Here is a 12,460-nt window from a genome sequence, read left to right as displayed (position 1 = left end):
CCTCCCGAAGGAGGTTCATCGTTCGACTTGCATGTGTTAAGCACGCCGCCAGCGTTCGTCCTGAGCCAGGATCAAACTCTCCGTGAATGTTTACCGGTAATCCGGTGAAACACACACGAGAGCGGAACAGGTCGGAGGAATAGTCCAACCCGTTCACAGCGTCCTCGCTGTGTGTGCCTGCGCCGGACCATGCCGGGCAGGACTTTCAAAGGAACCTCGTCCCAGCGAATGCTGGAGACGGGGTATCAACATATCTGGCGTTGACTTTTGGCACGCTGTTGAGTTCTCAAGGAACGGACGCTTCCTTTGTACTCACCCTCTCGGGCTTTCCTCCGGGCGCTTCCCTTCGGTGTTTCACACTCTATCAGGCCTTTTCGGTCTTCCGAACCGCGTCCCTTTCCGCATCAATGCACACATCACAAGAAGCGATGCAGGCATGCAGAAATGATCGAGATTCTCAGATCAAGACTGATGGGGTGCTGCTTCCTTCGCGGGCCGCAGTGATTGCGTCCTCGTTCCGGGGCAGGAGTAAGACAGTACAGGTGGGGTTGGGGCGAGGCAAATCGGGGGAGGGCCGCCGTCCAGCTGCACCCCTTCACACGCATGATCGCGCCTCCCGTCTGTCGTGCGGAGTGTCCACTTCTTATGACTTACGCTCTGACCGGTGCGCCGTCCGGGACAGGTAGTGACGGCGACCTGATAGATCTCCACCCCTGGGAGGCTTCCCATGACCACCGTGACGTCCCCGCTCGCCGGACGCGCCATCGGGCTCAGCGCAGTTCCTGACCCCGTCTTCTCCGGCGCGATGGTGGGGCCCGGTACCGCTATCGACCCGGCCCGCGAGCCTTCCGTGGCGCTCGCGCCCGTGGACGGCGTCGTTGTTTCTCTGCACCCGCACGCGTTCGTCGTCGTCGACGGCGAAGGGCACGGCGTGCTCACGCACCTGGGCATCGACACCGTTCAGCTCAATGGCGAGGGCTTCGAGCTGCTCGTCAACAAGGGGGACACCGTGACGCGCGGCCAAGGCGTCGTCCGCTGGGACCCGGCCGCCGTCGAAGAGGCCGGCAAGTCGCCGGTCTGCCCCGTCGTCGCCCTCGAGGCCACTGCCGACGCGCTCGGTGACGTGCGCGAGGACGGCGACGTGAAGGCCGGGGACCAGCTCTTCAGCTGGCAGTGACGCCGACGCCGTTCCGTACAGCGGTACCGCAAGACGGTACGCAGGAACGGCACGTACGACATTCAACGCGGCGGCACCGGCCGTCGCATCACACGGAGACGGGTGCAATGGAGACAACGCTGCGAGGCGTCGGCGTGAGCCACGGTGTCGCCATAGGCGAGGTACGGCACATGGGGACGGCGGTGCTGGAGCCGCCGGCCAAGCAGATCCCCGCCGAGGAAGCGGAGCGCGAGCAGGGGCGCGCCCGCCAGGCCGTGGAAGCCGTGGCCGCCGACCTGATCGCCCGCGGCAACCTCGCGGGCGGTGAGGCGCAGGCGGTGCTGGAGGCCCAGGCCATGATGGCCCAGGACCCCGAGCTGATGGCCGACGTCGACCGTCGGATCGCGGTGGGCAGCACGGCCGAGCGCGGCGTGTACGACGCGTTCGCCGCGTACCGGGCGCTGCTGGCCGGTGCCGGGGAGTACCTGGCGGGCCGGGTCGCGGACCTGGACGACGTGCGGAACCGGATCGTCGCGCGGCTGCTGGGCGTGCCCATGCCGGGTGTGCCGGACAGCGACGAGCCGTACGTGCTGATCGCGCGGGACCTCGCGCCGGCCGACACGGCGCTGCTGGACCCGTCGCTGGTGCTCGGTTTTGTCACCGAGGAGGGCGGGCCGACCAGCCACAGCGCGATTCTCGCGCGGGCGCTGGGCGTGCCGGCCGTCGTCGCGCTGCCGGGCGCGCACGAGTTGGTCGAGGGCACGGTGGTGGCCGTGGACGGCAGCACCGGGGAGATCTTCATCAACCCGAGCGACGAGAAGCGCGCGGAGATGGAGCGGGCGGCCGAGGAGCGGAAGGCCGCGCTGGCCGCCGCCACGGGTCCGGGTGCGACGTCGGACGGGCACAAGGTGCCGCTGCTGGCGAACGTCGGCGGTCCGGCGGACGTGCCGGCGGCGGTGGAGGCCGGTGCCGAGGGCGTCGGCCTGTTCCGTACCGAGTTCCTGTTCCTCGACGACAGCAAGAACGCGCCGTCGGAGGAGAAGCAGGTCGAGGCGTACCGCCAGGTGCTGGAGGCCTTCCCCGAGGGCCGGGTGGTCGTGCGTGTGCTGGACGCGGGCGCGGACAAGCCGCTGGACTTCCTGACGCCGGCGGACGAGCCGAACCCGGCGCTGGGCGTGCGGGGTCTGCGTACCCTGCTCGACCACCCCGATGTGCTGCGGACCCAGCTCACCGCGCTGGCGAAGGCGGCGGAGGGGCTGCCGGTCTACCTCGAAGTCATGGCCCCGATGGTGGCCGACCGTACGGACGCCAAGGCGTTCGCCGACGCGTGCCGTGAGGCGGGGCTGCAGGCGAAGTTCGGTGCGATGGTGGAGATTCCGTCCGCCGCGCTCCGGGCGCGTTCGATCCTGCAGGAGGTGGAGTTCCTGTCGCTGGGCACGAACGACCTGGCGCAGTACACCTTCGCGGCCGACCGTCAGGTCGGTGCGGTGTCCCGGCTGCAGGACCCGTGGCAGCCCGCGCTGCTCGACCTGGTGGCGACGTCGGCCGAGGCCGCCAAGGCCGAGGGCAAGAGCTGTGGTGTGTGCGGCGAGGCGGCTTCGGACCCGCTGCTCGCGTGTGTGCTGACGGGGCTCGGCGTCACCAGCCTTTCCATGGGTGCGGCGTCGCTTCCTTACGTGCGCGCGACGCTGGCGAAGCACACGCTGGCGCAGTGCGAGCGTGCCGCGTCGGCGGCGCGTGCGGCGGACACTGCTGAGGAGGCGCGTCTGGCGGCGCAGGCGGTGCTCTCCGGCGAGTGAGCGCAGCGTGCTCAACGGCGTAGTGCCGTGGTCTTGATGGCCGTCCCGCCCTGGTGGCGGGGCGGCCATCTGCTTTTCGGGTTCGTTTGCCCTCCCTTACGTGTCCCCGCAGCGCTCGTGGGCGTAGGTGGGTGAGGGCAGGGCGATGCCGGGGAGGTAGTCGACGCCTGGTTCGGGTGAGAGGGGGTCGCCTGTCCTGGCGTCGGTGCAGTACGCGGAGAAGACCTCGGCCGCGGTGAGGGCGGTGAGCCAGTTGCCGCGGAGGGACCAGCCGCGGACCTCGTCGCCGCGCTGGTCGTCGAGGGTGCGGGAGACGACGCCGCCGGGGCCGCGGAGGGTGATGCCGGCGGCGAGGACGGTGCAGAAGACCAGGGCTTCCGCTTCGGCCAGGTGCAGGCGGCCGTCGGGGAGCGCCGTGGCGTGCACGGCCGCGAGGAGCGGGCCACTGTCGCTCGCGGTGACGCTGCAGACGAGGTGGTGGCTGCCGGGCCCGAGGGCGTCGAGGAGTCGGAGCATGGCCTGGGAGGCATGTTCGAAGGCGTCGTGTGCGGTGTCGCCGTCGCAGGTGGGGCAGCGGCCGGCGGCCGTGAGGAGGGCACCGGCCCGGTCCCAGGTGTCCTGGCGGGCGGCTTCGTCGCGGAGCGCGGGCAGGGTGTCGGTGAGCCGTCGGCCGCTGTACGGAACGATGGCGCCGGTGGCGGCGACCTCGGTGGTGTAGCGGGCGCGGCTCTCCGGCCGGTCGGGGTCGAGGCCGGTGTCGCTGCAGTAGGTGGCGTATTCGCCGGGATCGAAGAGGGTGAGGGCCGTGTGCCGGCCCTGGGCGGTGCGAGTGCGGAGGAGGCCGTCGAGTCGGCGGAGGTAGCCGGTGTGGTCCTGGCCGGTGAAGGGGAAGGTGCGGTAGCGGCTCATGGCCGCGAGGTCCTCGGGCGTCGGCAGGACGGCGAGGGTGCCGGGGATTTCGCGGGCCAGTCGTCGTGGAGCCGTGGCGGTCCTGCGGCGGGCGCGGCTAGCGGGGCCGCGGGCGCGACGGGTGTGACGTCGTTTGCCGCCGTGCCGGTCGGCGGGCTGGGTGCGGCGTGCGGTCCTGGCCATGGTTTCCCCCTTGATGACGCTGGTGAGCGAGCGGGGGCCGGCCGGCGGGCCGGTCCGCGCTCGGGAGTCGTCGTCGCCGATGACTCATTGCTCACTGAGCGTAAGCGAGGGGTCTGACAATGGCCGGTGTGAGCCGCCGGAACCGACCATGAACAGGGCTTTCCGGCGGCTCGGATGATCACTGTGCGCGGTCGGCGGCGATCCGCTCGTAGAACCGGAGGAGTTCGAGGTTGTCGACCGAGCCGGGGTTGACCGCCTTTTCGAGCGGGGTGCCCTGGAGCAGGCGCTTGACGGGTACTTCGATGCGCTTGCCGGTGAGCGTGTGCGGCACTCCGGGGGCCTCGATGATGTCGTCGGGGACGTGGCGCGGCGAGAGCTGGGTGCGGATGGTCTGCTTGATCCGGCCGCGCAGGTCGTCGTCGAGGGTGGCGCCCTCGGCGAGGTGCACGAAGAGGGGCATCCAGTAGCCGCCGTCCGGGAGTTCGAGACCGATGACGAGGGATTCGCGGATCTCGGGGAGGCGTTCGACGGCTTCGTAGATGTCGGCGGAGCCCATGCGGACGCCCTGGCGGTTCAGGGTGGAGTCGGAGCGGCCGTGGATGACGACGGTGCCGCGTGCGGTGAGGGTGATCCAGTCGCCGTGCCGCCAGGTGCCGGGGTACATCTCGAAGTAGCTGTCCCGGTAGCGGCTGCCGTCGGGGTCGTTCCAGAAGCGGATCGGCATGGAGGGCAGCGGGTTGGTGACGACGAGCTCGCCGACCTCGTCGGTGAGCGGCTTGCCCTGCGGGTCCCAGGCCTGGAGGTCGGTGCCGAGGCAGGGGGCCTGGAGTTCGCCGATGTACACCGGGAGGGTGGGTACGGCGCCGGCGAAGCAGCTGCAGACGTCGGTGCCGCCGCTGACGGAGGCGATCCAGAGGTCTTCGGCGACTTCGTCGTGGAGCCAGCGGAAGCCGTCAGGGGGCAGCGGGGAGCCGGTGGTGGCGACGCATTTGACGCGGGAGAGGTCGTAGTCGCGTCCGGGGTGGACGCCGGCCTTGGCGCAGGCCATGACGTAGGCGGCGGAGGTGCCGAAGAGGGTGGCGCCGGTGCGTTCGGCGATTCGCCACTGTGCGCCGGTGTCGGGGAAGCCGGGGCTGCCGTCGTAGAGGACGATCGTGGAGCCCACGAGGAGGCCGGCGGCGAGGAAGTTCCACATCATCCAGCCGGTGGAGGTGTACCAGAAGAAGCGGTCTCCGGGGCCGAGGTCGCAGTGGAGTCCGGCCTGCTTGAGGTGTTCGAGGAGGATGCCGCCCTGGGACTGGACGATGGCCTTGGGGAGGCCCGTGGTGCCGGAGGAGTACAGCACCCACAGGGGGTGGTCGAACGGCACCTGCTCGAAGACCGGCTCTTCGTCACGGGAGACGACGTCGTCCCAGTGGAGCGCGCCCTCGGGGGCCTCGGTGCCGAGCAGGGGGATGTGCACGACGGCGGTGAGGCTGGGCAGTTCGGCGCGCAGTTCGTTGACGGTGGCGCGGCGGTCGTGCTCCTTGCCGCCGTAGCGGTAGCCGTCGACGGTGAACAGGACGACCGGTTCGACCTGCTGGAAGCGGTCCAGGACGCTGCGGGCGCCGAAATCGGGGGCGCAGGAGGTCCAGACGGCGCCGACGGCGGCGGAGGCCAGGAGGGCGACGACGGCCTGCGGGACGTTGGGTACGTAGCCGCTGACGCGGTCGCCGGGGCGGACGCCGAGGCGGCGGAGTTCGGCGGCGAGCGAGCCGACCTGGGCGCGCAGCTCGGCCCAGGTGACGGGGGTGGGTTCGTGGCTCTCGTCGACGTGCAGGAGGGCGGGGTCGGCCGCCCTGGCGGGGTCCTCACCGGCGCGCAGGGCGTGCTCGGCGTAGTTGAGTGTGGCGCCGGGGAACCAGCGGGCGCCGGGCATGGTGGCGTCGGCCAGCACGGTGTCGTAGGGGGTGCTGAAGCGGACGTCGAACCATTCGGCGGTGGCGCGCCAGAAGGTGCTCAGCTCGTCGACGGACCAGCGGTGCAGGGCGGCGTAGCTCGCGACGGGGTCGCCCTGTGTTGCTGCGGGCGCGCCGTAGTGGGTGGCGGCCCATTCCTGGAAGCGGGTGACCTGTGCTCCGGCGATACGGTCCGCGCCGGGCTGCCACAGGGGCTCCGGGTGGGGTGCGGGCTGCGGTGCGGTGGTCATCATGCGGCTCCCGGGCTGTACACGGCTGGTGTGCCGGTCCGTGCGCCGCGGTGGGCGGTGCCGCCGGTCGCCCTCGTCCGGTGGCGCCCGACGCGTCCGTAGGGGTGCGCAGGACACGACTGCTCAGGACGATGCCATGTGATCGTCTTCGGCACCAGGGTGGACGCCCCACATTCGGGGGGAATGGTGTGTGGCGCGGACACAAGGTGAGCGGCGCGCTCCGCAGTGGGTCAGAGGGCCCGGGGCGCGGTGTCTCTTTTGCGGACACAGCAGGTCAACGCAGGTGAACGGAAGCTGAACGATGCTTTCACCGGGGTGCGCTGATGGCAGGCTGAGCGATATGGACGGGCGGGATCTGGTGCGGTCGGCACGGACGGTCAGGGCAGTGGGCACCTCGCAGGGGTGGTTGTCGGTACGGTCGGCGCTGCGGCGGAGGCGGGCCGATGCGGCGGGGCTGCCGCGGCGGGGTACGGAACGGGCGCGGGTTCCGGGTGCGGCGGTGGGGGCGGAGCCGCAGCCGGGCGGTGGGGTGGTGCGGTTCGCGCGGTCCTCGCTGCGGATCAGGGTGACGGCGGGCGGCGCGGTGTTCTGCGGCTGGGACGGTGCGGCGCCGGAGCCTTCGTACGCGCTGGTGGGGGCCGGCCCCGAGGCGGACGGCCGGGCGGAGCTGGAGCCGGACACCGAGGGCGGCTGGCGTGTGGTCTCGGAGCGGGTGACGGTAGCGGTGTCGCGGTTCGGCGCGGTGGAGATCCGTACGCCGGGTGGTGTGGTGCTGCGCCGGGAGTCGCCGCCCCGGTGGTGGGACGTGGCGCCGGAGGCGGGCCACGAGGACGGTACGGCCCAGGAGAGTCTCTCGGAACAGGAGGCACTGTCCGGGGGCGACAGCGAGGCTGTGCGGGCCGGGTCGTGCGGTGGTGAGTCGCGGTGGATGCAGCGCTCCGAGGTGGCGGCGGATGCGCGGTTCTTCGGGCTGGGCGGCCGGGCGGGCGGGCCGCGGCTGCGGGACGGCACGTACCGGCTGTGGAACACCGACCCCGGGGGCGCGTTCGGGCCCGGTGATGATCCGCTGTCGCTGACGATGCCGGTGCAGCTGGTCGTCGCGGACGCCGGTACGCACCTGGTGTTCCATGACAACTCGTGGGACGGGCGGGTCTCGCTGCAGGAGGGCGAGGAGGGCAGGGGCTCGGGGCACGACCGGGCCGGCTCCTGCGAGATCCGGATGGACGGCGGTCCGCTGCGCTACTGGGTGCTGACGGGCACGCCTGCCCGGGTACTGCACGGTTGGGCGTCTCTTACGGGTGCGCCCGCGCTGCCGCCCCGCTGGGCCCTCGGGCATCAGCACGCCCGGTTCGGTTTCGGTGATGCCGCGGAGGTACGGCGGGTGGCCGCCGGTTACCGGACGCACGGCGTGCCGCTGTCGGCTCTCCACCTGGACATCGATCACCTCGACGGCCACCGGGTGTTCACGGTGGACCGTCACCGCTTCCCCGATCTGCCGGGACTCGCCTCGGAGCTGCGTCAGGAGGGCGTGCGGCTCGTGTCGATCGTGGACCCCGGGGTGAAGGCGGAGCCTGGGAACGCGGTGTACGAGAGCGGGGCGGCCGCCGACGCGTTCGTGCGGGAGGCGCGTGGGCGCGAGGTGCGGGGCGTGGTGTGGCCAGGCGAGGCGGTCTTTCCCGACTTCACGGACGCCCGGGTGCGCAAGTGGTGGGGCGGGCTGTATGCGGAGCGGCTGGCCCAGGGGTTCGCGGGCGTGTGGCACGACATGAACGAGCCGTCGTCGTTCGTCGCGTTCGGGGAGCCGACGCTGCCGCGGTCGGCGCGGCACGCCCTGGAGGGCCGGGGTGGGGACCACCGGGAGGCGCACAACGTCTACGGCCTGGCGATGGCGCGCGCGGGCTATGAGGGGCTGTGCGAGCTGCGCCCCGAGGAGCGCCCGTTCCTGTTCTCGCGCTCCGGGTGGGCGGGGATGCAGCGCTACGGGGGTACGTGGTCGGGTGATGTGGCGACCGGGTGGCCGGGGCTGCGGGCCTCCCTGGCGCTGGTGCTGGGCCTGGGGCTGTGCGGTGTTCCGTACAGCGGCCCGGACATCGGGGGCTGTTCGGAGGTGCCGTCGGCGGAGCTGTACCTGCGGTGGTTCCAGCTGGGGGCGTATCTGCCGCTGTTCCGTACGCACTGCGCGCACGATGCGGGGCGCCGGGAACCGTGGGAATTCGGGGACGAGGTGCTGGCGCACGCTCGTGCGGCGGCCCTCGAACGCGAGCGGCTGCTGCCGTACGTGCACACGCTGGGTCAGTTGGCACGGCTGGCCGGTGCGCCTTACGTGCGTCCGCTGTGGTGGAACTCGCCGCGCGACCGGGCGCTGCGTGACTGCGAGGACGCGTTTCTGCTCGGGGACGCGTTGCTGGTGGCGCCGGTGCTGGAGGAGGGCGCGCGACGGCGGTCCGTACGCCTGCCTCGGGGACGCTGGTACGACACGGCGACGGGACGGGTGTACGAGGGGCCCGGGCAGGTGGTGGTCGATGCGCCGCTGTCGCGGATTCCGGTGCTGGCCCGGGCGGGCGCTGTGGTACCGGTGGCAGGCGCGGACGGCGAAGTGGAGCTGGAGGTCTGGGCGCCGGGTCCGGGACGGAAGGGCGGCGGGCTGGTCGTGCCGGATTCCGGGGACGGTTGGGAGCGTCCGGACGTTGAACGGATGGAATCGCAGTGGGAGTCGGGGCGCGTGGTGGTGAGCCGGCCGGACGGCGAGCCGGTGGGCTATCGGGTACGGGTGCGCGGAGCAGGCTCCGAGGCGGAGACGGGTGAGGTCGGACCCGATGCGCAGGGGGGACGTGACAGGGCATGACACGGGGCGCGGCAGTGGCGGACGAACGGAGACAGTGATGGGGGCAGCGGCTTCGGAGCATCTCGGGGACGTCTCCGGCGTGCCGGTGGCCGGCGCGTCCCGGAGCGCGGCGGAGCTGGCGGATCTGGTGACGCCGATGGCCGTACGGACCGCGGCGACGCTGCGGCTCGCGGACCGCGTCGCCGACGGCATACGGACGGCGGCCGCGCTCGCCGATGCCACGGGCAGCGATCCGGGCGCACTGGAGCAGCTGCTGCGCCACCTGGTCTCCGTCGGGCTGTTCCGGCAGGCCGATGACGCCTCGTCCGTGTACGAGCTCACCGTCGCGGGCGAGGAGTTGCGGGAGGGCCACCCGGGCGGGTTGCGGCGGATGCTGGACACCGCTACGGCGATCGGGCGGGCGGACCTCGCGTTCGTCGAGCTGTCGCACTCGGTCCGTACCGGCGCGGCGGCGTTCCCCGAGCGGTACGGACAGGGCTTCTGGGCCGACCTGCGGGCGGATCCGGCACGGACGGCGGACTACGACGCGCAGATGGCCGTGGACGTGACCTCGTGGGCCGAGGCCGTGCTGCCGGTGTACGACTGGGCAGCGCTCGGCCGGCTGGTGGACGTCGGCGGCGGCAACGGCACGATGCTCGCCGCGCTGTTGGGGGCCCATCCCGGTTTGCGGGGCGCGGTGTTCGATCAGCCGGAGACGGTGCGGGCGGCGCGGGCCACCCTCGCGGCGGCCGGTGTCGCGGACCGTGGGGACGCGGTGAGCGGCGACTTCTTCGGGGAGCTGCCGTCCGGTGCGGGCGGCTATCTGCTGTGTGCCGTGCTGCACGACTGGGACGACGAGTCGGCGGTGGCGATCCTGAGGAGCTGTGCGCGGGCGGCCGGCCGTACGGGCAAGGTCCTGGTGGTGGAGAAGTTCGGCACGGGCGGGGAGGCGGTCAGCACGGCGATGGACCTGCGGATGCTGGTGTACTTCGGCGGCCGTGAGCGCGGTGTCACGGACCTGACCGCGCTGGCGGGGCGGGCCGGGCTGGAGGTGAGCGGGGTCCGTCCGGCGGGGCGGCTGGCGGTCGTGGAGCTGACGGTGAGCTGACCGGCGCCGGTCCGGAGGCGGCGCTCGGGCCCGCGTGGTGGTCTTCCGCCGGCCGGGGCGGGCCTGGTAGACGATGGGCATGCCAAGACTTGCTGCCGCGCTGCGCGGCCTCGCCGTCTCCGCCGCCACCCTGGTCTCCGTCGCCGCGCTGCCCTCGGGGGCGCAGGCCCAGCAGCCGCAGGGAACGCCGTCCTCCGGTCCGGCCGCACCGGCCGAGGGTGCCAAGGATCCGAAGGCCCCGAAGGAGTTCGTGGCGCTGCGCGACGTGGATCCGACGATCCGGCAGGAGATCCGGTACTTCACGCCGCACAACTTCATGGGCGTGCCGGTCACCGGCTACGAGAAGCCGATGTGTCTCCTCACCCGGGACGCGGCGAAGGCGCTGCATCGGGCGCAGGTGTCGTTCCTCAAGAAGGGCTACACCCTGAAGGTGTACGACTGCTACCGGCCGCAGCGGGCGGTGAACCACTTCGTGGAGTGGGCCAAGGACCTGGACGACCAGCGTATGAAGGGTGAGTTCTATCCCCAGGTCGACAAGTCGACGCTCTTCGAGGACGGGTACATCGCCGAGAAGTCCGGGCACAGCCGCGGCAGCACGATCGACCTGACGCTGGCGAAGCTGCCCGCGCCGCCCACCCGCCCGTACGTGCCCGGTGAGCCGCTGCACCCGTGTTACGGCCCGCAGGACGAGCGGTTCCCGGACAACTCGCTCGACATGGGCACGGGGTTCGACTGCTTCGACACCCTGGCGCACACCCTCGATCCGCACATCAAGGGTGAGCAGCGGAAGAACCGGCTGCTCCTCAAGGCCGGGCTGGAGAAGGCCGGCTTCGTGAACTACGAGAACGAGTGGTGGCACTACACCTTCCAGCCGGAGACGTTCCCCGACACCTACTTCGACTTCCCCATCACCCGGAAGTCGCTCGCCGGACGCCACTGACAGCCGTCGCGGACCGGCGCTACCGTGCGCGCATGACGACACGGGAATTCGGAAGCTACGAGGAGTTCTGGCCGTACTACGTCGCGATGCACTCGAAGGCCGCGACCCGGTGGGTGCACCTGACGGGCACGCTCACCGGGCTCGCTGTCTCGGCGTACGGGCTGATACGGCGGCGCCGGAAGCTGCTGCTCGGGCTGCCGCTGATCGGATACGGAACGGCCTGGCCCGCGCACTTCCTCATCGAGGGCAACAACCCGGCCACCTTCGGGCACCCGGCCTGGTCGCTGCGCGGTGACGCGCAGATGATCCGCATGATGCTTTCGGGGCGGGACGCCGAGCTGGACGAGATCGCCCGCAAATGGCTCGCGGAGAACGCGGAGTAGACCGGAAGGAGGCCGCTCCCCCGCCCTCTTCACCATCCGTGCGGCAGCCCGCCGAGGCGGGCGCGCTCACAGCCGACCGCCGGCCGAATCCGACGAGAGCCGCTGGGCCACGTACACCGGGATCACCGACAGAGCGATGAGCAGCGCGGCGACGACATTGATGACCGGAGCCTGATTCGGGCGGGCCAGGTTCTCGTAGATCCAGATGGGCAGCGTCTTCGTCCCCGGCCCGGCGGTGAACGTGGTGACCACGATCTCGTCGAAGGAGAGGGCGAAGGCGAGCAGGGCGCCCGCGAAGAGGGCCGACCGCAGCGCGGGCAGCGTGACGTGACGGAAGGTCTGGGCGGGGCGGGCGCCCAGGTCGGCGGAGGCCTCGGCGAGCGAGGGCGCGATGCGGCGCAGCCGGGCGGCGACGTTGTTGAAGACGATGACGACGCAGAAGGTCGTATGGCCGACGATCACGGTGAACAGGCCGAAACCGATGCCGAGCGGATCCAGAACGGTACGGAACGCCGCGTTGAGCGCGATGCCGGTGACGATGCCCGGCAGCGCGATCGGCAGCACGACCAGGAACGAGACCGTCTGCCGGCCGAAGAAACGGTGCCGGTGCACGGCGAAAGCGGCTAGCACGCCGAGGACCAGGGCGATGGCGGTGGCGGCGAGGCCGGCCCGCAGCGACGTCCACAAGGCGTCCCGCACACCCTGACTGTGTACGGCACGTACCCACCACTCGCCGGTCAGCCCACTGGGCGGCCAGGCGAAGGAGCGGTCGGCGTTGAAGGAGTTGAGGACGACCAGGAGCAGGGGCACGTGAACGATCGCCAGCCCCGCGGCCATGAGCACGCCGAGCACGAGCCGGGCGGTGCGGGTCAGATGCACCTCGTGTCCTCCTCACGGAATCCGGGGGCGGAATGAGTTTTTGGATACGGGAACCGGGGCGTTCGGCGAACCGTTGTCACTGTGAGTAAGG

At 71.5% G+C, this 12,460-nt stretch carries 9 protein-coding genes and 1 rRNA gene; 6 read left to right on the top strand and 4 right to left on the bottom strand.

The features are described 5' to 3' along the window. A 16S ribosomal RNA gene (locus ACZ6WH_RS09325) occupies positions 1–87 on the bottom strand; the annotation flags it as partial. 640 nt (positions 88–727) lie between these two features. On the opposite strand from ACZ6WH_RS09325, the gene ACZ6WH_RS09320 reads away from it, so the two are divergent. Together ACZ6WH_RS09320 and ptsP are read left to right on the top strand one after the other, a co-directional pair. Continuing rightward, a complete protein-coding gene (locus ACZ6WH_RS09320; protein ID WP_432851174.1) occupies positions 728–1,177 on the top strand; it encodes a PTS sugar transporter subunit IIA in 450 nt (149 codons plus the stop codon). Positions 1,178–1,284: 107 nt separating this feature from the next. Beyond that, a complete protein-coding gene (ptsP, locus tag ACZ6WH_RS09315) occupies positions 1,285–2,955 on the top strand; it encodes a phosphoenolpyruvate--protein phosphotransferase (protein WP_432851175.1) in 1,671 nt (556 codons plus the stop codon). Between the two features lie 96 nt (positions 2,956–3,051). Here ptsP and ACZ6WH_RS09310 read toward each other — a convergent pair whose 3' ends face one another. Both ACZ6WH_RS09310 and ACZ6WH_RS09305 read right to left on the bottom strand, forming a co-directional pair. Beyond that, entirely contained in the window at positions 3,052–4,047 is a 996-nt protein-coding gene (locus ACZ6WH_RS09310) for a hypothetical protein (RefSeq protein ID WP_469727176.1), read from the bottom strand. A 178-nt stretch (positions 4,048–4,225) separates the two neighbouring features. Beyond that, positions 4,226–6,235 (bottom strand): acetoacetate--CoA ligase, encoded by a 2,010-nt coding sequence (locus ACZ6WH_RS09305; RefSeq protein ID WP_469727174.1) that lies wholly within the window; start codon positions 6,233–6,235, stop codon positions 4,226–4,228. A 340-nt stretch (positions 6,236–6,575) separates the two neighbouring features. On the opposite strand from ACZ6WH_RS09305, the gene ACZ6WH_RS09300 reads away from it, so the two are divergent. The 4 genes from ACZ6WH_RS09300 (at position 6,576) to ACZ6WH_RS09285 (ending at position 11,490) form a co-directional block, all read left to right on the top strand. Further along, on the top strand, positions 6,576–9,080 hold the full coding sequence (locus ACZ6WH_RS09300) for a glycoside hydrolase family 31 protein (protein WP_469727172.1): 2,505 nt from the start codon (positions 6,576–6,578) through the stop codon (positions 9,078–9,080). A 37-nt stretch (positions 9,081–9,117) separates the two neighbouring features. After that, positions 9,118–10,167: a methyltransferase gene (locus tag ACZ6WH_RS09295; RefSeq protein ID WP_469727171.1), complete on the top strand. Its 1,050-nt coding sequence runs from the start codon at positions 9,118–9,120 to the stop codon at positions 10,165–10,167. Between the two features lie 79 nt (positions 10,168–10,246). Further along, positions 10,247–11,107 (top strand): M15 family metallopeptidase, encoded by an 861-nt coding sequence (locus ACZ6WH_RS09290; RefSeq protein WP_469727169.1) that lies wholly within the window; start codon positions 10,247–10,249, stop codon positions 11,105–11,107. A 32-nt stretch (positions 11,108–11,139) separates the two neighbouring features. Beyond that, entirely contained in the window at positions 11,140–11,490 is a 351-nt protein-coding gene (locus tag ACZ6WH_RS09285; RefSeq protein WP_469727167.1) for an Mpo1-like protein, read from the top strand. A gap of 66 nt (positions 11,491–11,556) precedes the next feature. Here ACZ6WH_RS09285 and ACZ6WH_RS09280 read toward each other — a convergent pair whose 3' ends face one another. Next, positions 11,557–12,369: an ABC transporter permease gene (locus ACZ6WH_RS09280; protein ID WP_399704831.1), complete on the bottom strand. Its 813-nt coding sequence runs from the start codon at positions 12,367–12,369 to the stop codon at positions 11,557–11,559. Between the last annotated feature and the right edge of the window lie 91 nt (positions 12,370–12,460).

This window comes from Streptomyces sp. NPDC050806 (assembly GCF_055586425.1).
This window is presented reverse-complemented; position numbering and strand designations above follow the sequence as displayed.

Bases quoted from the DNA above. Each gene is read 5' to 3' on its own strand.
- ACZ6WH_RS09320 (WP_432851174.1), top strand. From the start codon at position 728: ATGACCACCGTGACGTCCCCGCTCGCCGGACGCGCCATCGGGCTCAGC.
- ptsP (WP_432851175.1), top strand. From the start codon at position 1,285: ATGGAGACAACGCTGCGAGGCGTCGGCGTGAGCCACGGTGTCGCCATA.
- ACZ6WH_RS09310 (WP_469727176.1), bottom strand. From the start codon at position 4,047: ATGGCCAGGACCGCACGCCGCACCCAGCCCGCCGACCGGCACGGCGGC.
- ACZ6WH_RS09305 (WP_469727174.1), bottom strand. From the start codon at position 6,235: ATGACCACCGCACCGCAGCCCGCACCCCACCCGGAGCCCCTGTGGCAG.
- ACZ6WH_RS09300 (WP_469727172.1), top strand. From the start codon at position 6,576: ATGGACGGGCGGGATCTGGTGCGGTCGGCACGGACGGTCAGGGCAGTG.
- ACZ6WH_RS09295 (WP_469727171.1), top strand. From the start codon at position 9,118: ATGGGGGCAGCGGCTTCGGAGCATCTCGGGGACGTCTCCGGCGTGCCG.
- ACZ6WH_RS09290 (WP_469727169.1), top strand. From the start codon at position 10,247: ATGCCAAGACTTGCTGCCGCGCTGCGCGGCCTCGCCGTCTCCGCCGCC.
- ACZ6WH_RS09285 (WP_469727167.1), top strand. From the start codon at position 11,140: ATGACGACACGGGAATTCGGAAGCTACGAGGAGTTCTGGCCGTACTAC.